At 67.6% G+C, this 17,862-nt stretch carries 19 protein-coding genes and 1 pseudogene; 6 read left to right on the top strand and 14 right to left on the bottom strand.

Features of this window, described 5'->3' with window-relative positions; translation table 11 throughout:
* Positions 1-850: 850 nt before the first annotated feature.
* From OG936_RS40040 to OG936_RS40015, 6 genes are all read right to left on the bottom strand, one after another.
* Entirely contained in the window at positions 851-1,951 is a 1,101-nt protein-coding gene (locus OG936_RS40040; protein WP_331746135.1) for a ParB/RepB/Spo0J family partition protein, read from the bottom strand.
* A complete protein-coding gene (locus OG936_RS40035; RefSeq protein WP_331746133.1) occupies positions 1,948-3,186 on the bottom strand; it encodes a ParA family protein in 1,239 nt (412 codons plus the stop codon). Before OG936_RS40035 ends, OG936_RS40040 begins: the two co-directional genes overlap by 4 nt.
* Before the next feature lie 160 nt (positions 3,187-3,346).
* Positions 3,347-3,511 (bottom strand): hypothetical protein, encoded by a 165-nt coding sequence (locus OG936_RS40030; RefSeq protein ID WP_406500903.1) that lies wholly within the window; start codon positions 3,509-3,511, stop codon positions 3,347-3,349.
* A gap of 209 nt (positions 3,512-3,720) precedes the next feature.
* The gene (locus OG936_RS40025) at positions 3,721-4,929 is read right to left on the bottom strand and encodes a helix-turn-helix domain-containing protein (RefSeq protein ID WP_331746130.1); all 1,209 of its coding nucleotides are present in this window, start codon (positions 4,927-4,929) and stop codon (positions 3,721-3,723) included.
* Between the two features lie 501 nt (positions 4,930-5,430).
* Positions 5,431-5,910: a hypothetical protein gene (locus OG936_RS40020; protein WP_331746129.1), complete on the bottom strand. Its 480-nt coding sequence runs from the start codon at positions 5,908-5,910 to the stop codon at positions 5,431-5,433.
* Positions 5,911-6,531: 621 nt separating this feature from the next.
* Positions 6,532-6,978, bottom strand: coding sequence for an NUDIX domain-containing protein (locus OG936_RS40015; protein WP_189279000.1), 447 nt, complete (start codon positions 6,976-6,978; stop codon positions 6,532-6,534).
* 200 nt (positions 6,979-7,178) lie between these two features.
* Here OG936_RS40015 and OG936_RS40010 point away from each other — a divergent pair, with 200 nt between their 5' ends.
* The 3 genes from OG936_RS40010 (at position 7,179) to OG936_RS40000 (ending at position 8,435) form a co-directional block, all read left to right on the top strand.
* Positions 7,179-7,301: a hypothetical protein gene (locus tag OG936_RS40010; protein WP_331746128.1), complete on the top strand. Its 123-nt coding sequence runs from the start codon at positions 7,179-7,181 to the stop codon at positions 7,299-7,301.
* The gene (locus OG936_RS40005; RefSeq protein WP_331746127.1) at positions 7,288-7,704 is read left to right on the top strand and encodes a DUF6262 family protein; all 417 of its coding nucleotides are present in this window, start codon (positions 7,288-7,290) and stop codon (positions 7,702-7,704) included. The genes OG936_RS40010 and OG936_RS40005 overlap by 14 nt, the downstream gene beginning before the upstream one ends.
* A 71-nt stretch (positions 7,705-7,775) precedes the next feature.
* Complete coding sequence (locus OG936_RS40000) at positions 7,776-8,435, top strand: HAD family hydrolase (protein ID WP_331746389.1); 660 nt, start codon at positions 7,776-7,778, stop codon at positions 8,433-8,435.
* Between the two features lie 97 nt (positions 8,436-8,532).
* On the opposite strand, the pseudogene OG936_RS39995 reads toward OG936_RS40000, so the two are convergent.
* The 5 genes and pseudogenes from OG936_RS39995 to OG936_RS39975 form a co-directional block, all read right to left on the bottom strand.
* A pseudogene (locus OG936_RS39995) lies at positions 8,533-8,655 on the bottom strand (DUF5999 family protein); the annotation flags it as partial.
* A gap of 330 nt (positions 8,656-8,985) precedes the next feature.
* Positions 8,986-9,435, bottom strand: a complete 450-nt coding sequence (locus OG936_RS39990) for a DUF6415 family natural product biosynthesis protein (RefSeq protein ID WP_331746126.1) — start codon at positions 9,433-9,435, stop codon at positions 8,986-8,988.
* Positions 9,432-9,761, bottom strand: coding sequence for an ATP-binding protein (locus tag OG936_RS39985; RefSeq protein WP_331746125.1), 330 nt, complete (start codon positions 9,759-9,761; stop codon positions 9,432-9,434). Before OG936_RS39985 ends, OG936_RS39990 begins: the two co-directional genes overlap by 4 nt.
* A gap of 282 nt (positions 9,762-10,043) precedes the next feature.
* Positions 10,044-11,234 (bottom strand): helix-turn-helix transcriptional regulator, encoded by a 1,191-nt coding sequence (locus tag OG936_RS39980; RefSeq protein ID WP_331746124.1) that lies wholly within the window; start codon positions 11,232-11,234, stop codon positions 10,044-10,046.
* A 172-nt stretch (positions 11,235-11,406) separates the two neighbouring features.
* Positions 11,407-11,712 (bottom strand): hypothetical protein, encoded by a 306-nt coding sequence (locus OG936_RS39975; protein ID WP_331746123.1) that lies wholly within the window; start codon positions 11,710-11,712, stop codon positions 11,407-11,409.
* A gap of 190 nt (positions 11,713-11,902) precedes the next feature.
* Here OG936_RS39975 and OG936_RS39970 point away from each other — a divergent pair, with 190 nt between their 5' ends.
* Both OG936_RS39970 and OG936_RS39965 read left to right on the top strand, forming a co-directional pair.
* Positions 11,903-13,294, top strand: a complete 1,392-nt coding sequence (locus OG936_RS39970) for an IS1380 family transposase (RefSeq protein ID WP_331746122.1) — start codon at positions 11,903-11,905, stop codon at positions 13,292-13,294.
* Positions 13,295-13,508: 214 nt separating this feature from the next.
* Entirely contained in the window at positions 13,509-13,766 is a 258-nt protein-coding gene (locus OG936_RS39965) for a transposase (RefSeq protein ID WP_331746121.1), read from the top strand.
* A gap of 47 nt (positions 13,767-13,813) precedes the next feature.
* Here the strand turns inward: OG936_RS39965 and OG936_RS39960 are convergent, their stop codons facing one another.
* Together OG936_RS39960 and OG936_RS39955 are read right to left on the bottom strand one after the other, a co-directional pair.
* Complete coding sequence (locus OG936_RS39960) at positions 13,814-14,545, bottom strand: restriction endonuclease (RefSeq protein WP_331746120.1); 732 nt, start codon at positions 14,543-14,545, stop codon at positions 13,814-13,816.
* Entirely contained in the window at positions 14,542-14,751 is a 210-nt protein-coding gene (locus OG936_RS39955; RefSeq protein ID WP_266753435.1) for a hypothetical protein, read from the bottom strand. Before OG936_RS39955 ends, OG936_RS39960 begins: the two co-directional genes overlap by 4 nt.
* Before the next feature lie 367 nt (positions 14,752-15,118).
* Between OG936_RS39955 and OG936_RS39950 the strand changes: the two genes are divergently transcribed.
* Entirely contained in the window at positions 15,119-16,663 is a 1,545-nt protein-coding gene (locus tag OG936_RS39950; RefSeq protein WP_331746119.1) for a hypothetical protein, read from the top strand.
* Positions 16,664-17,099: 436 nt separating this feature from the next.
* Here the strand turns inward: OG936_RS39950 and OG936_RS39945 are convergent, their stop codons facing one another.
* Positions 17,100-17,816, bottom strand: a complete 717-nt coding sequence (locus OG936_RS39945) for a TetR/AcrR family transcriptional regulator (protein ID WP_331746386.1) — start codon at positions 17,814-17,816, stop codon at positions 17,100-17,102.
* Positions 17,817-17,862: the final 46 nt, after the last annotated feature.

Here is a 17,862-nt window from a genome sequence, read left to right as displayed (position 1 = left end):
CCCACCGGCCGTCAGGTCGGCGGGCCCTGTTATCGGTGACGGTCAGCAGATTCAAAAAGCGCCATCAGCACCCGCGGGGATGGTCCCACCGCCCCGAGCGCGAGCGTGGTCCGGTCGGTCTGCTCCCCGCGTCCGCGGGGATGGCCCCAATGCGGGGGCGCAGTATTACGGCGTAATACTCGACGGCCGGCCAGCGACGCGGTTGGCGTCGGGTGTTGGCGAGGCCCGGTTATTACGCCGTAATACCGGACGAGGCAACGTCGGCTCTGCCCACAGCACGCCGGCCGCATCGAGCCCGTCCACTACGACCCCGAACACCGCGTCCTCGAACTCCGCCCCTCCTCCCCCGCCTACGCCGCCCAGCTCCGGCTCCTCAGCTGCCAGCTCGCCAAGCAGCTCCCCGCAGCCGCCGAGTCTGTCCCAAGCTGTGGGGGCGCAGTATTACGGCGTAATACTCGACGGTCGGCCAGCGACGCGGTTGCGGTCCCGTGTTGGCGGGGTCCGGTTATTACGGCGTAATACCGAACGAGGCGCGCGTACCCAGTGCTGCCCTGCTCCCCGCACCGGCGGGAATCGTCCCGCTTGGAGGGTGCGAGCGCGGACGCGCAGCGATCCCGGCGAGGGGAGATCTCCGCCCCCTGTGGCCGGCCGCGGCCGGCCATCTCGTGGGGCGGCGGCTCCAGCCAAGTCGGTGGTGTGTGCACGGGGGAGGGGCGTGCCGTCTTATCAATCGGTCGTGCGGGACCGGAACACCCCGGCACAGCAAGACGCGTCGACCGGGTCTGACCACACACGACAAGCGGCCCTGCTCCCCCGCCACTGGGCGGAAGAGCAGGGCCGCTTGTGAGAACTACTTCTGCTCGGACGCCATGGCCTCGGCAGCCCTCATCCTCTTCGTCTCTTCGATCTTGTAGTCCACCAGCAGCTCCGTCAGCCTCCGCCTGGTCGGCACATCGAGCTCGGCAATGATCAGGCCGGACAACATCTCCGGGTCCTGAGAGGGCAGCCGGACAAGGCCACTTTCAGAGCGCTGCGGAGGGATCTCATCGGACTCCTCCGCGTTCTCAGTGGTCTTCTCCGACGGTCCGCTTTCGTCAGCGCCCTTTATTACGCCGTAATAACCGGGGGTCGCCTCGGGCGAACTCTTCTGCTCGCCTGCTCCTCCCTGTCCTTGAGAGGCAGGCGTCTGCTTGTCACCGCGAGCTCGCTTCTGCACGGCCCGCGCCTTCTTCTCGGCCGCTTCCTGTGCCTGCTTCTCCTTGAGGCGCCGTAGGTGTGCTTCCTGCTCGTCGGCCTTCTTCTTCCCGACCTGGCGGAGCAGCGCCGCGGACTCCTGCCCGGACTGCAGTTTCTGCTTCAGGTCGGGCGTCAGGGTCAACAGCGCAAGGCGCTGGGACACCCAGCCCTGAGAGCGGTGGAGTCGGGCTGCCAGGGCCTCCTGAGTGCCATGGACCTTCAGCAGCTGCTTGAGGGCTTTGGCTTCGTCGAGGTGGTCGAGGTCCTGTCGGTGGATGTTGGCGACGAGGGCGGATTCCAGTATTTCGTCGGGGTTGCTGCCGAGCTCGTCGTCGAGCATCACCTTGATCTCGGCGAGGCCGGCTTCCCGTGCTGCCGCGAGGCGGGAGTTGCCGTCGATAGCGACGTAACGGGTGCCAGTCTCAAGGTCACCTTCGCGCCCGGGGTTGGCCTCAACGTATGCGAACCGGCCCATGATGCTGATTGCGGTCTTCTGGCCGTGGTCTCGGAGGCTGGCGCTGAGGTCGGTCAGGTCGCCGAGTTCCGACCGCGGGTTGTCCGGGTTCAGGCTGATGACACCGACGGGAAGCGTGACTGGCGGCGGTGCTCCTTCTGTCGGGGCAGCGGTGCTTGCGTTGATTGCGGCGCGGCGTGCACTGATTCCCTGTGCCTGCCCGAACGATGAACCGGCGCCGAGCTTGCTTGCCTTGCTCATGAGATCTCCCGGGCCAGGGCCCGCATACCGACGGACTGGTCACAGCGGGGCGAGTACGCGAGCAGGGGCTGCTTCACGCGTACTGCTTCCTTCTGCTCCTTCAGGTCTCCGATGATGCCGACCACCCGCGGATCCTTTATGTCCATCCACGACTGGAGGGACGAGGTGGCGATGTAGCCGCGCCGGGCGTCGTAGTGGTTCACGACGATGCCGAGATAGTCGAGTTCCAGGTGCATGTCGTTCCGCAGGTCCTCGATCTGCGAGGTGAGGAGCCCGTATGCGTCGGCGGAGCTGTCTTCGGCCTGGACGACGACGAGGACACCGGAGCTGCCCGGGGCCTCTCCCTGGCGGCGGCGTCCGTAGTAGGCGGCCGCGTCCATGCTCATGCCCAGGCTGGGTGGGCAGTCGATGAGGATCGCGTCGTAATCGCCCTCAACCGCGGACAGCGCCCTCTCGAGGGCGGCTTCCCGGGCCCGTACGCCGGACAGCTTGACGTCCAGGAGGAACGCGTCGGTGCATGCGGGCAGGAGGTGGAGACGGCCCCCGAACCGGGGGTCTTCGATCGGGACGATGAGGTCGCGGAGTTGGCCCTTGGATTCTCCGGACATGTGCTTGGTGAGGCTGTCGCCATCGAGCGGGAGCGGCTCGTGGCCGAGCTGCTTCGTGAGGTGCCCCTGGGGGTCGAAGTCGACCAGGAGGACCCGTAGTCCAAGACCGGGCAGGTCTTCGTAGTCGAGGGGGGAGTTGGCCTCTGCGTCGGAGAGAGCGGCGGCGAAGTGCTTGGAGATCCGCACGGGGTGAAGCTGGTTGGCGTCTTCGGCGAGAGCCTCACCGGTTCCTGCGGCGATGGCGGTCTTGCCGACTCCGCCCTTCTGGTTGCAGACGATGATCCGCTTGGCGTGTTCCGGCCGGGCCACCGTGGGCGCCGGGTTGGTCTCCAGCCACATCTGCACGGACTGGGCCAGCCCTTGGATGATCGAGACACCACGCGCGGCACAGTCATTGCGGAAGTCGTCCCACTGGCCCTGGGGGAGAAAGGTCGCGAACGACTTGGCGCCGGCCGTGTCGATGGCGGCAAGGTTGGAGCCGAGCCGACGCCATGCCTCGATACCGGCTTCGACTGCGTGCTGGATGTCGATGCCGTGCTGGGCTGCCCGGATCTTCAAATCCTGCTGCAGCACGGCGGGCAGCTTGGAGACGACCTTGTCGCGGTCGCCGGGGGAGGGCGAAGTCATGCCAGACACTTTACTAACGTCGAAGATCAATGGAAGCACCGACACGTTAGCTCTTAGCTGCCCGCGGGTGAATCGGCATCACCCGCGGGGTATTACGCCGTAATAACCGCAGCCGCCGCCACCTCGGACCCCAACCGTGTCCCGCCCCCGCCGTCGAGTATTACGCCGTAATACTGCGCCGCTGGTCCTCCATCAGGTCCTGGTCATCCTCGAAGGGCTCTACTGTCACGTTCGGCTCCAGGAACAGTCCCTGGTACTGCGGCTTGGGACGTCGGTCAGCGCTGTCGCGGTCCGAGACCTGCGGCTGGTGGGGGAGTTGAGACATGACGGGCTCCATTCGGACTGGGGGTGAGCTGATGGCTGGGGTCATGCGACATCGAAGGCGCGGGGGACAGGCCGGCCTGCCCTCGGTACTTGTAGGCCGTGGCGGCCTGGATGCTTGCCAGGAGCGGGTCGGGGTTCTCGATGGCAGCTGACTTCTCGAGTTCCTGGCGGGCCGGCTGCTGGGGTGCGGTGTCAGGCATCGGGTCCTCCTCAGAACGCCGGGGTGAGAGTCGGGGTGGTGCGGGACATGACGAGGGCCTGGTCGACGAGCTTGTTCGTCAGGAGGCGGCGGGTGTCGCGGTCGCCGAGGGATACGAGCATGGCCCGGACGTACGCCGGGTCTGCGGCGTAGGCCCGGTGTTCCAGGACTTCGTCGCGGGTGAGGGTGGTGATGTCGAGGTCGCCCGCCTCGTGCTCGGTGCATTCGGCGGCGTGTGCGGGCTGCTGGAGGACGGCCCGGATCTCGGCCATGGCCTCGTCGGCAGTCCGGCCGGCAACGGGCTGGGCGGGCTGGTCGTATCCGGCGTGGCGGAAGTGCTCCTGGGCGCGGGAGTCTTCCCACGCGGTGACCATCGAGCGGCGGCCGGCGGGGTGGGCGTACAGCAGGTGGACACCCTTGATGCGGTGCGCGAGGAGCCCGGACGGTCGGCGAGCTTCGGCAGGGTCGATCGGGCTGTGTTCCTCGGCAGCGGCCTGTACTTCCCGCCAGGTCCATCCGGCGTCAGCGCAGTGCCGGGCAATCCACGAGATGCGGGGGGTCGATGCCTGCTGCAGCCATGGCACGTTGGTGACGAGTTCTTGGCCGAGCTGGTGGCGGCGACCGATCTTGTTCAGGTTCTGCGGCCCGCGGGTGGTCTTCTTCCGGGTGGGGTGACTGGTGCTCCCGCTGGCGAGCTTTGTCTCAGAGGGAGATGTGGAAGTACCGGTAGGAGAAGACGCTGAGGTACCACCCTCCATTGGGGTGCAACGCCCCCGACCTGAAACGGGGGTCCTGGAGCGGCGACGCCGTACCTTGCGGGCGGCCTTCTTGGCGAGCTTCCCGATCAGCTTCAGGCCCTTTTCGGCGATGCCGGTGGGGCGCCGCTCGACGCCCTCACCGACTGTACGGATCCCGAGCGCCTCGTCGAACTCGAGCGGGATCACCCGCTCGAACACCGATGCCTGACGAATGCTGCCAGTGACGCGGGTGCCCTTGGTGCGGTACACGAGGAGACCGGCCTCGCGGAGCATGTCGAGGTGGTACTGGACCGTGCGCTCGCTCACTTTCAGCTTGCGGGCGAGGTAGTTGATGCCAGGCCGGCACTCGGCGAGCGCGGACAGCTCCTGCGCGATGAGCACGGTGGTGGGCCCCCACTTCGGTCCGTGATTGCGGGATGGGGCGTAGAGGCCGGAGCCGCCTACCCAGTGGACGGCCTGCATCCAGGAGTAGGGGCAGGTCGTGATGCGGCCGGTCGTGGTGGAGACCCACTGGGCAGCTGCGAGTACGCGCAGGGCTCCTCCGCGACCGGGTTCGCCACTGTACTCGTACGCACGTTCGAATGTGTCCTGCGGGTTGTTCGTGTCGCGAGGAGTTTGCTGGCACGGGATGCGGCCGGAAGCAGGGGACTTTTGGGGTGAATCGGGCGTTCGGGCGTGCGGAAGCTGACAAGTGGGGTTCGCGTACGGCACTATGTACCTCGTTCCGGTCGTACGGTCCGGGACACCAAAGGACCCGGTTACGGGTTTGCGGTTCTTGGAGAACCTGAAGTCGCTCGACCTGCTCGGACCTGGTCGCCAAACCGGATCTGAGAGTCGGGCCTTGGCTCGAAGCGTCAACTTCGAGCCGTAGGAAGTGGCCGCGCACGGTGCACTAACACCAGCGGCCGGCGGTAGAGGAAGTGCCCCCGCCAGGGGGCCCAAGACCTCCCGCTCAGAACGTCGCTACGTCACCTGATCTCCCTTACTGGGTGAGGTCTGCCCCTGTGCCTGTCCGGCCAGGAAGTCATTGTGGAACCCGCCCCGGGCGGCGATGCGCAGCATGTCCTGCGTCCAGTCGCTCGAGCCCGTGGGGCAGTCCAGGGTCCCGTTCCACCCGGGGCGGTAGTCGGGGTGGTGGCGCCACATGCGGGTGAAGCAGCGCATCGTGCTGCACGGGAAGCCGTTCGAGCCGTGGCAGGTGAAGCAGCGCGCCCAGTTCTTGCCGTCGCGATCGACATAGGTGGCGTGCTGGGTGACGGCGAGCCTGAGGGAGACGATCCGGCCGACAGCCTGATTCTGCTCCGGCCCCGTCGGCCGGGCCTTGGCAGCGGTCAGCTCTTCGGCCAGGCGCGCGTTCACGAAGTCCTCGGCGAGGAACTCCCACCCGAAGCCCGGGTCATCGGGGGCGAGGTAGGCGAGGATGTGCTCGCTCTGGGCGGTCATGCGATGGCGCGGGTAGTGGTGACAGGGCACGTGCGGTGCGTCGCCGGTGTGATCTTCACGGCGGACTGCCGGGTCCCACTGTCTGTATCCCGGGTGATCCGGGTACTCTTCGTCATAGAGCTGGCACCTTCATTCGTAGGGACTGGGTGGTGTCGGCGGGCCCCGTGTCCTGATGCGGCAAACATCGGGACAGCTGCGTAAGCAGCAAGCGGGGCCTTTTGCCGTTGTGGGTGACTCCGTTCGGCCGGTCCCATATCTGAGTGGTCGTCTGGCGTCAGGCCCAGCCTATCGCTTGGGAACTCCACTTGTCTCACCCCTCGTTAATCGTGTCGTTGATCGGACTTGTCATCAGATAGTCAGCTCATCGCGTGACTGTGCGGGCGACGATCTCTGGCCTATAGAAATTCACACCAAGTAACGTGAGTTACCTCTATCCAGGTCGTGTTGGCGGGCTCGCTCGGGGCGTCGGTTGATTCCGTCGCGCCGCTGGGCTTCTGGTTCAGCACAGGGGGACTCCTCTTTCTGTCCGGGTTCGCTCTGGAGTGCAAGCGCAAGAGACTTCGACCGCCGAAGAACAGGCCGAACTCCTCTCATAAGGGAGTTCGGCCTTTCTGCTGAGGGTCAGGTCCAGCCGTGTTCTGTCATTGCTCTGCCGTCGCCGTCCAGGTACCCGAGGAGCCCTTCCCTGGGGTATTCGATGATGTCCTCGGGTAGGTCGTGCACGGTGTGCCACTCCAGGGCCAGGCACTTGTCCGGTTCCCGGTTGACGGGCTCTCCGGTCCACTCGGTGGCCAGGAAGAAGAACCCGATGCGTTCGACGGTGTCGCTCTGCTTGTGGTGCACGACGTGCACCAGGCGCAGGTGTGCAGGGTCGACCGATACCCCGGTCTCCTCCATCAGCTCACGGGCGGCCCCGTCCGGCAGGGGCTCGCCCTGATCGAGCTTGCCGGACGGCAGGTGCCAGCGGCCGTATCCGTATGGGCCGCCGCGTTGGGAGAGCAGCAGCTTGTCGCCCGTGCGGAGGATGACGTGGGTATCGATGACGGGTTGTGCGAGTTGCGGTGTCATGGTCCCTGAGAGGTTGTTGACGGTGATGGGGCAGTCGACGCTACCGGCGGATCAGGGATCGCGTCGGCGATTGTGGCCGCAACCTCCGTAGGGGTGGCGGTGCCGGTGTTCACGACGAGTACCGGCACGCCGGCCGACCGGAGGGTCAGGGCGGTCTGGTCGTAGAGGCTGACTTCGCGGCCGGGTGCGGTTGGGTCGCGGTGGAAGAGAAGAACACCCGCACGCTCGGCAAGCTCGACACCATCATCGACGCCCTGGAACAGGCTGGACCGCAACAGATCGTGGCCGGCGGAAAGGTGACCGATCTCGATGCCACCGGCTGACAACGCCCGCTTCCTCGTCGAAGCCTCGAAGACACGCAGCAGGCAAGCACGTGAGCGCGCCGAAGAAGCAATCAAGGCGGCAGCCCGCCGTAACGAACGGCCCACCGTCGTCGGCATCGCGAACGCGGCCGGTGTCTCCAGGTCCTGGCTATACACGCAGACCGACCTCATCACCGCGATCAACCAGCTCCAGCAGCGAGCCCCGGCTCCCCACCGCAGTCCTCGGCACGCGGCCAGCGACGCCTCCCAGCAACGCAGGCTGGAGACCGCGCTCGAACGCAACCGACAACTCCGCGACCAGGTCGCCGACCTCACCCGAAAACTGGAGACCGCCCACGGCGAGATCCGCCGCCTCCGCGCGCTGTCGAGCACGCCGGTGGGTGGCGCGAGCAGCTCACGGTGAAACTCTGGCAAAACCGACGACAGCCCGACGCACCGGAAGAGCTGCACCGACCGCCCTCTACGCTGCCGATCATGACGCAGAGCCCTATTGAACTGGTGATCTTCGACTGCGACGGCGTGCTGGTGGACAGCGAGAGGATATGCATCAAAGTAGACGCAATGATCATGGCTGACCTGGGGTGCACGTTCACTGAAGCTGAAATCATCGAGCGGTTCGTGGGCTCGTCCACCGAGGTCTACACCGCAGCTGTCGAGGAACGGCTCGGACGGCGCCTGGAGAAGGGCTGGCAGCAACAATACGAGCATCTCTACGATGCGGCCTTTGAGGCCGAACTGACCGCTGTCGATGGCATCGCAGAGGCTCTGGGGCGCCTCACCACTGCCGTCTGCGTCGCCTCGAACGGTGATCACGCCGGCATCCGCCGAAGCCTGGAAATCGCTGATCTGACGGGCCACTTCGAGGACCACATCTTCAGCGCGACCGACGTCCGTCGAGGCAAGCCTGCACCGGACCTCTTCCAGCACGCCGCACGTTCCATGGGGGTACAACCCGAGCGATGCGCGGTGATCGAGGACAGCGCATACGGGGTGCAGGCAGCTCGGGCCGCTGGCATGCGGGCCTTCGGTTACTGCGGCGGCCTCACCCCAGCCTCGCGGCTGGAGGGAGCAGGCACTGTCGTATTCGACGACATGCGCGACCTTCCCGAACTGCTGGTGACCGCCGCCGTCTAAGTTCGCACTGCCCCTGGCCCAGAACTGCTGAAACGACATGTCCATCTCGCGAAGCAGCACGTCAGACCAGTCCCTGCGATTGGGAGATCGACATAACGTCAAAGGTCAATACGCCGTTGCAAAGCAGGGTCCAGCCCAGGACGTCGTCTCGTGCCACGGTTCTGGCAGCCTCGCGATCCGGCGCGTCCGCGGTGGGGCAGGGAGTCTGGTGCTGGCACATGTACGTCGCATTCCTCTCGGACGTGCTGCGGTGAGGGCCCTCTCCGGCTGAACCTGCGAACCGCTGGGGGAGCGGAGTCGGATTGCTGGAGAGGGGGTTTCGGGGCGGAACTGTTGGGCAGGCCGGTCGCCCTCGATTGGAGTGGGAGAGGGCGACCGGGGCTCACACCCGTGATCGGCGGGGGAGTGTGAGCCAGTCCTCCGTGCTGTCCGCCGATCGGCGCCCGCCGGTGCAGGGCAGGGCGATCGAGGCGGAACCGGAGGACCCCGATGGAAGGTCGTTTCCACGGAGCGACAACGCAGCTGCGTGGAAACGACCGGTTCTGAGGTGTCATTCGACGTCCTTGATGTACCGAGTCTCGATCAGTTCCTCGACGAGTTCGAAGGCCACGAAAGCCATGCGTCGGGCCATCCCGACGGCCTGCTGACGGTCGGCTGGTAGACGTGCATCCTGCATAGGGCGTCCTCGCTCGATGAGCTGCGCCATTTCATCGGTGGGCGGGAACTTGGTGTCGGCTACCGCGATTGCGCTGAGCCTCTTCAGATAGCTACGCAAGCGTTCGACAAGCGCCGGGGTCGCGGCCTCGGGCGGCGGCTGGTCTCCGATCGTCGTGTCCAGGTCGTCGAAGATCGCCTCGACGTCGAGCGGAGACCACGCGGTGATCCGCTTCAGGACGTGCCTCAAGCCGTCCTCGTCGAGCGGAGGCGTCCACTTCGGGACGTTGGGCGTAGGAGAGGCGACGCGTTTATCCCGAACCGGGGCGGTGAGGGAGATCGTCATGCCGGTACCAGCCCTGGCGTCATACGTGCGCGCACCGTCTTGCCGACGCGCTCGTGGCACAGGAACCAGGACAGTTCACCGCCGAGCCGACGGAGCGTCCAGAGGCCGCGCCTCTCCTGGCCGGCTGCGGCTTGCCCGAAGTCCCGGAACTGCGGAATCGGATCACGTACGTCGATGGTCAGCTCGTGGTTCTCAGTGATTGCGAGCTTGAGCTGCACTTGCCGGTTTTCTGCCGTCGGGCCCGGGTCGGCATGGTCCACGGCGTTGCGGACGAGGATTCCTACGACGGTCGTCGCGCCTTCGACGTTCCCGGCCCACTTGAACATCGTCAGCCGTGTCCGCGTGTGCAGGCGAGCCAACTGGGAAGCCGGGGATAAGAGATCAAACGTCCTCGACCACTCCACGGCGACCGGTGAAGCGCGGAGTAATGGTGCTCGGGCGGGTACAGCATCGCCTCGACTGGGGCGGTGCTGGGCCGTAGGTTGGTGTGTAGTCGTCATGGTCGGCTCCATGTCGAAGTGGCCAGTGACGACATGATGACGGCACGACAAGGCCCCAACTGACAGTGAATTACTGTTAGCTGGGGCCAAAGATTTACTTAGAGCAGCTTAGCGCGAGGAGCTGAGCCAGGAGCCGTAGGAGAGGAAGCTGTCAGGAAGCTGGCGATGGGCAGCTTCCAGGCCCTGGTACGTTTCTCTGATGGTCGGGTGATACTTCGCCTGCTGGGGCGCGGTCTTCCGCGCCATCAGCAGGTTGCTGAACGCCCCGTCCAACTTGCCCGTCCACATCTGGGCACGGGCCACCTCAGCGAAGTGGTGGCTTGTACGCGACTTAGGCCAGTCGCCCGGAATGGCGATGTCGGCTGACGCCTCGACGGCTTCGCCGTACTTGTCCAGCTCGGCGAGAACTGCGACCCGATGCACCTTGACATTCGTCGGCCCGTACGCGAGCCAGTGAACCTTCACAGCCTCGCCAGTCTCGCCAGCGATACGTTCGGCGCTCAACAGATGTTCCTGGGCGCGGTCCTCATCGTGGGCGCGGCCAGCCATCACCGCAGCCCCGAGATGGAGTTGCCCTGTGACGATCTGGCGTTCACGGCTTGCATCGGCTTGTTGCAGAGTCGAGAGCCCCATGGAGATAAGGCGGTCGCCTGTGCGGTACTGCCCCTCCCGCAGGTAGGTGAGAGCACGTAGGTAGTGGAACATGCCACCGAGTACCGCATCCGAGCCCATCTGTGCAGCCCAGTCCAGACGTGCGAGGGACAGAGCGGCCAGGTCAGGGAACCCCAGCTTTGCAGCAACGTCGTACGACGTCCGGTAGAGACTCGCGAGCGTGAGCCACCCTTCGTGCACCCTCGCTTGATGCGCCGCCGTCGTCGCTTCCTGGATGAGGCCCGCGACTTCACTTGCGGCCATCTTGATTTCGCCACCACGAACGGCGGCGCACAAGCGCTCAGCCTCTGTGTTCAGATCAGCAATGCTTCGTGCGCTGATCTCGGGATCTACGCCGAGATCGTAGACGTCCAGAGCCTCGCGAATGGGCCTTATGAGCACGTCCAGTTCATCGGCCCGAAGCTCGTCCGCGTAGGGTTGCCCAACGATTGTTGTTACTGACACGCCCAAGGCCCGCGCGAAGCAGGCGGAAACGTGCGGAGTGAGGGGGAGCACGCCCCGCTCGGTCTTCGTTACGAGGCTGGTTGACACACCTGCCAGTTCAGCAAGGGCCCTCTGTGTCAGGTGGCGCTCTCTACGGAGGCGCGCGATGCGTGTTCCGGTGTGGTCGTGCGGCAGAGCATGCATACTGGCTCCTGTTCTGACTCGACAACAGAACAGTACCCGCGGTCGGCTCCGGGGGTACACGATCAGCCCCACCCCTCATATGGGGGTGGGGCTTTGTGCTGCGCAACAACTCGTCAGTTGCAGCGATTGATTCTGCAGACGCCCCCAGCCAGGTGGCGCCGCCACCTCCCGCTCACGAGGGGCGTGAGGGGCGACTCCCTGATCCGCGGATGGTCAGGGAGTGCGCCAGGACCGCGTCCTTCGCCCGCGGAGCGTGCACGGGCACCTTGCCGAACGGGTCATGCTGGGCGTCCTTGGCGGGGCGCACGTACACCTTCCGCGGGATGGGGGAGCCCTTGGTCCAGCGACCCGCCTCCTCGAGCTCCTCCTCGGTGGCCCCGTTCATGCCGAGGTCGGTGGCGCCGCCGGCGCGCAGACTGTGGGAGAAGACGGGGCGGCCGTCGGTTGTGAGCCCGGCGTCATAGAACCACTTCTTCACCCGCGCGTTGACCGTTTGCGGGCGCAGGTAGTCACCGCGCTTCTTCGCCTTCTTCGCCCGCGTCTGAGCCTGGATCCACCGGCTTGACGTCTGTGGATGACTCTCACGGAAACGAGGAAGTGCCTTGTGACCTGCGATGATGGGGTTTCTCTAGGACCACATCAGGCACGATCGACAAGGCACTTCCGAGATGCAATCTTCCCATGCCGCCGCGATGGTCTCCGCACGGTTCGATGACCCGAATCTCGTCGCGTACGGCGGGCTTGAGCCGGTGGCGCGTCTGGCCGAGCGGTGCGGACTGCCCGCGCTGGTCGAGGGCCTGGTGAAGCTGCCGGTCTCGAGGGACGGCACGGGTTCTTTCCCGGCGGCGAAGGTGATGTCGCTGGTCGGCGGCATGGTCGCGGGTGCGGACAGCTTCGATGACATGGACCGGTTGCGGCACGGCGGACTGTCCCGGCTGTTCACCGGGGTGCGGGCGCCGTCCACGCTGGGCTCGTTCCTGCGTTCCTTCACCCACGGTCATGTGAAGCAACTGCATGCCGTGGCCCGGCGGTTCCTACCCGCCCTGGCCGCGCACACCGGGCTGCTGCCCGGCGCGCAGGCGGTGGCTTATGTGGACATTGACGACACGATCCGCCGTACCTACGGCTATGCCAAGCAGGGTGCCGGTTACGGATACAGCAAGGTCAAGGGCCTGAACGCGCTGCTCGGGATCATCTCCACCCCGCTCGCCGCACCGGTGATCGCTGCCACCCGCCTGCGCAAGGGGCCCACGAACTCGGCACGCGGTGCGGCCGGGTTCGTTGCCGAGACCATCCGCGCCGCCCGCACCTGCGGGGCCGGCGGCCTGCTGATCGTGCGTGCCGACTCCGCGTTCTACGGCGCTGACGTGGTGAACGCCTGCCGGGCCGCGGACGCCCGGTTCTCCGTCACGGCGCGGATGAACGCCTCGGTCAAGACCGCCATCGCGGCCATCGGCGAGAGCGCGTGGACGGCGATCAAGTACCCCAAGGCGGTCTGGGACGAGGAGGGACAGTGCTGGATCTCGGACGCGGAGATAGCCGAGACCACCTACACCGCCTTCACCTCCAAGCCAAAGAAACAGCAGGTCACCGCCCGATTGATCGTGCGCAGGGTGAAGCGGCTCAACCCCGCGGCCCTGCCCGAGGGACAGGGCACGCTCTTCGATACCTGGCGCTACCACGCCGCGTTCACCGACTCCCCGCTCACCCTGATCGACGCCGAGCGTGATCACCGACGGCACGCCGTGGTGGAGCAGGTGATCGCGGACGTCAAGAACAGCGCCTTCGCGCACGCCCCCTCCGGGCACTTCCAGGCGAACGCCGCCTGGCTCACGCTCGCCGCCCTCGCCCACAACCTGACCCGCGCCGCCGGGGCCCTGGCCTGCGCGTTCCATGCCCGCGCGACCACCGCGACGATCCGCGACCACCTGATCAACGTCCCCGCACGTCTGGCCCGCTCAGCACGCCACCTCACCCTCCACCTGCCCCAACACTGGCCCTGGGAAAGCGAGTTCATCCAGCTGTTCACCGCCACGCACGCGCCACCACCAGTCGGCTGACGCTCCCTGAAACGACCCGCCCGAGAGGGCCCGATACCTGCAGACACGTGGAAAAGCTGGGCAGACCAGCGGACACCCGACACCCGAAACCACCGGTCAACTCCGCGAGGACCAAAAATCCGCCGAAACCCTCACCCCGAAATCCACCCGGTGGATCCAGGCTGAGTCTTCCCTCGTAGCGTAGAGACCGTGACTGCAGGGGAAGTTGGGAGTCATGGCGGAGAAGAGGCGGAAGTTCGACGCGGAGTTCCGTGAGGGGGCTGTGCGGATCGTGACCGAGACCGGGAAGCCGGTCGGGCAGGTCGCGAAGGATTTGGGGATCAACGAGACGACGCTGGCGAGCTGGGTCTCGCGGGCCCGCAGGGTCGGCGGGGCCGGGGCCGGGACCGTGAGTCCTGGCGACGGCCCAGCACCGTGGCGGCCGTCGGGCCGGAGATCACCGAAACGGGCGGCGCCGCATCACCAGCGTTGACGCCCGGCGAGGCGGCGTCGGTGAGGTAGCCCGCTGCCGCGGTCTGCTCAGGAGTGGGCGGTCGGTTTGCGGGGCGGCGGGATGGCCCGAAGCAGTTCCCACAGGGGTCGTGAGCCGGACGCCCACGCTGCGAGGGTGTGGCGGTCGACGACGTGCAGGTGCTGCTGCTTGGCGAAGGCCACGGCGGGCGCTGTGACCCGGCCGTTCGTCACGATCACCGCGATGTCGGCGCCGTGGACCTGGCGGGCGGTGCCGTTGAGGACCTGAAGGTCCGGCGTGCCCACCGAGACGCCGGCGAGACCATTACGGCGGTGCTTGCACTGGATCACCCAGCGACGTCCGTAGGGATCGGTGGCCTTCACATCAGCGCCCAGGTCTCCGCCGCCCCCGACCCGGACCGCGTCCCGGCAGCCGTCACGGCGCATCAGATCCCGCACCGCGTCCTCGAACTGGGAGTGGTGCAGGGCGTCCAGTTGGGACAGGTCGTACCGCAGACCCTGCGCGCGGACCGCTTCCCACCGCGCTCTCTGCTGCTTCTGGTAGAGCCAGCCGCCGCCGGCCAGCACCGCGAGTGCGCCGATGACGATCAGGATCCACCAGTGGGCCAGCAGCCAGTTGACCACGGACACCACCAGGGCGATGCCCAGTGCCGCGGCCACGAGGAGACCGATCAGCCGGTCGTCTGCGCGCTGCCGCCGCTTGCCCGGCCTCCGGGAACGGCGCCGCGCCGGCGGGCGCCTGGTCGTCGCCGCCCGTCCCTTGCGTACGCGGGAGCTCATCGGCCGGCCTGCGTGACGCCGCTCGCGAGCTCCCCCAGGAAGTTCAGGATTCCCTGGCCTGCCGGGGTAGGAGCGATCAGGACGCCCAGCGCCAGGACGATGACCACGGTCAGCTTCTCGTCGAAGCGGCTGCGGGCCTCCGTACGCCGCCGCAGCCGCCAGACGACGACGACTGCGAGGAGCACCGCCACGTTGATGGTCAGCAACCCGACCAGACCTCCCCCAACGACCAGCCATCACCACGCCAGGACGGCAGCACGCCACCCCCAGCCTTCTTGTGTAGCGGCGCCTCGGTGCTGCTGGAGGCGGGTTGCCGACGAATGGCACAAAGCCATCGGACCTGGCTGAATACCGCGGCGGATCAATCGTGGACGTGCACGGTCACGTACAGCTCTCCGGCGGAATCACACCCGCTGGGCAACGGCTGACGCGCTGGTTCCGGTGAACAGGGCGAGTTCCCCGGTCATCGGGCCTGCCTGCCGCGTACGGTGGGCCCGGCCGCCGAGCCCTGTCCGTCGCGGTGAGGACGGGTGCGGGCATGGGGGACGGACACGGCATGGGAGGAAGAACGGGATGACGGAGGCCTCGGCGAGCGAGCTGGACGAGCGGGTACTGGGGCGCAGGTGGACGGTGCGTCTGGACGCTGCCGGTCGTGGCAGTGCGGCGGTGCGCGTCTCGTGCAGCCGTCCCTCCTGTGCCGAGCAGCGTCTGCCGTCCGCGGCCGTCGGCCGTGCGGCCGCGGTCGCCCACCTCAAGGCCCACCTCCGGGCCGCCCCCGGGCCTCGGGCCCAGGCGTACTGCGCGTGCAGGGCCGAGAGCTGTCACACGCACGTCCGTCCCGACGACCGGCAGATGCGTGCCGAGCCCTGGCGGTGCGGCGGGGCGGTCGTCCTGGCCGTGGTCACCGACCGGGAAGGCCGCTGGTGGCAGGCCCTGGAATGCTGTTCACGCTGCGCGGCCGCCACGCCCGGCGCGAAGACAGTCACCATCACCCCGGCCGCCACCGGCCCGACGGCCGACGCCCCAGCCACCGCCGACCGCCCGTCGACCGCTCCCGCGGGCGACCCGCAGTTCTCCGACCGCTCCTCATCCCTGGCCGGCCCCCGGGAGGTACCGGCACCCCGCCCCGCGCCGGCCCGGCACCGCCGTCCGTACGGGAAGATCGCGCAGCGGGTCATCCCCTACGATCTGCGGCCCGTCGTCCTGCGCGACGAGCTCGCCGAACTCGGCAGTCTCTTCCGCGCCTACCAGCAGCGCCCCGAACCCGACCTGGCGCTGCTCGCCGACCTCCACACGCGCAAGGCGCGCGCCTTCGCCACCTGGGCCGATGTCACCGGCGACACGCGCCTGCGGCTGGACGCCCAGCGCGCCGAGCAGGCCGCCGCCGCCGCCCGCTTCCAGCACCAGCAGCGCACCGGCCGCAGTCCGGACAGCGATGAGCCGGCGGTGACCCGCCTGCTGACCGCGCCGACGCAGTGGGAGCACGCACGGGCCGTCCTCGCTCACGTGGCCGACCACACCCCGCTGCCCGGCCCGGAAGCACGCCTGCTGGTGCTCATGCTGACCCTGCGCACCGCGCACACCGGCACCGGCAACCTCGTCGGGCAGGACCTCACCACCCTGGGTCTGACCGACCCGGAGCACCTGGTCGAGCAGCTGACCGACTGCGGCTGGCTGAGCATCCCCGGCACCGTCGGCGACCTTCTCGCCTCCCGTCCGGAAAACCCCAGCCCCGTCACCGTCCCATCCCTCACGCCCCACGGGGACAGCCCGGGCCCGTTCACGTTCGGCAAGAAGATGCGCCCCAAGCTCAGCGGGTGGGCCCAGAAGATCGTCTCGGACAAGAAGCTGCGCAAGGCCAAGGCCACCGCAGGCACCCGGCTGCTCGCCCTGATGCTGGCCACCCAGACCAGCACCGACGGACGACTCGGCCCCTGCGGCCAGGGCGTCGGCCTGGACTCTCTGGCCTCCTGGTGCCCCATGGGCCCCGGCGAGCCGCAGCACCTGGTGGACCAGCTGATCGAAGCGAACTGGCTCGCCGAAGCCGTCGTCACCGACACCCACCTCACCGGCCGGCTGACCGAACGCGTCCTCCCGCTCACCTGCCCCCTTCCCTAGCGAGTGGAAAGAGGACTTGAAGGTCAAGAAGCGCACCGTCACCGGGCCCGAAGGGAAGAGCGTCGAGGTCTCCAGCCGGCGGCTCAATGCCAAGGACGAGCTCATGCGAGTCCGGGCGTTCTACCTCGACATCGCGCAGTGGGCAGCCGAGGAACCAACTCGCTGGGGGCCCTGGGCCGTGCCCTGCCCGATCCGTGACGACGAGATCCACATGGCGAAGGAGCGCAAGCGGCGCAAGGCCCGGATGGACCAACGCACCCGCGAGCGGCTGCCCATCCTGCCCATTCTGGTCAGCACGACCGATTTCGGCGGCGTGCGGCCGCCGAGCTGCTCCAGGCGGCGAAGACGGCGTCGGGGATCAATCAGGCAGCGGTTGGCGGTAAGCCCGTCTTCGGCCCTGGACCACGCTGAGCGCGCCGGAAGAAGGTGCGTGGGATCAGTCGGTGTCGAGGCCGTCGATCAGGCGGTTGAGGAACCGGGTGAAAGTGGCTTCGGGGGTGAGGGTGCGTCCGGGGGCGGAAAGGGCTTCGGCGAGTTCCGGGTGGCAGCCGTCGGCAGCGACAGCGGCGAGGTAGCGGGCCTCGGCTGCGGCCCGGTTCGGGGATTGTGAGGCCGCGGCCTGCGTGATCTCGTGGGCGACGTGTCCGGCGACGAATGCGGTGAGCTGGGCGAAGGCCTCCAGCTTCGCCGCACCGTCCAGTCCGGTGGGCCGCAGGACGGCGAGCGCGTGTTCCAGGAAGGCCAGCGTGTTGGGGCCCGGAACGCGATGGGTGGACAAGGCGGCGGGCAGCCAGGGGTGGCGCAGCATGTGTGCGCGCTGCAGGTGGGCGATGGTCTTCAGATCGGCACGCCAGTCGCCGCTGGGTGGGTCCGTGACCGTCAGTTCGCCGCTGACGTGGTCGACCATCAGTTCCAGCAGTGTCTCCTTGTCAGGGGCGTAGCTGTAGAGCGACATGGCACCGGCTCCGACCTGGGCGGCCACCCGCCGCATGGTGACCGCTTCGAGCCCTTCGGCGTCCGCCAGGGTGGCGGCTGCCACGATGATCTCCTCCCGGCTGAAGGAGGGCCTGCGGCCCCTGCGGGGCTCGGTGGGACGCAGCCAGAGCTGTTCGGGGTCGACGCCTGCGGCGCCGGACCCCCCGTCACGGGACACGGTCTCGCGCTCCTTTCCCTGGTTGTTGAGGCGGCTCCTGCGAAGG

The organism is Streptomyces sp. NBC_00846 (genome assembly GCF_045207325.1).
GTDB lineage: Bacteria > Actinomycetota > Actinomycetes > Streptomycetales > Streptomycetaceae > Streptomyces.
This window is presented reverse-complemented; position numbering and strand designations above follow the sequence as displayed.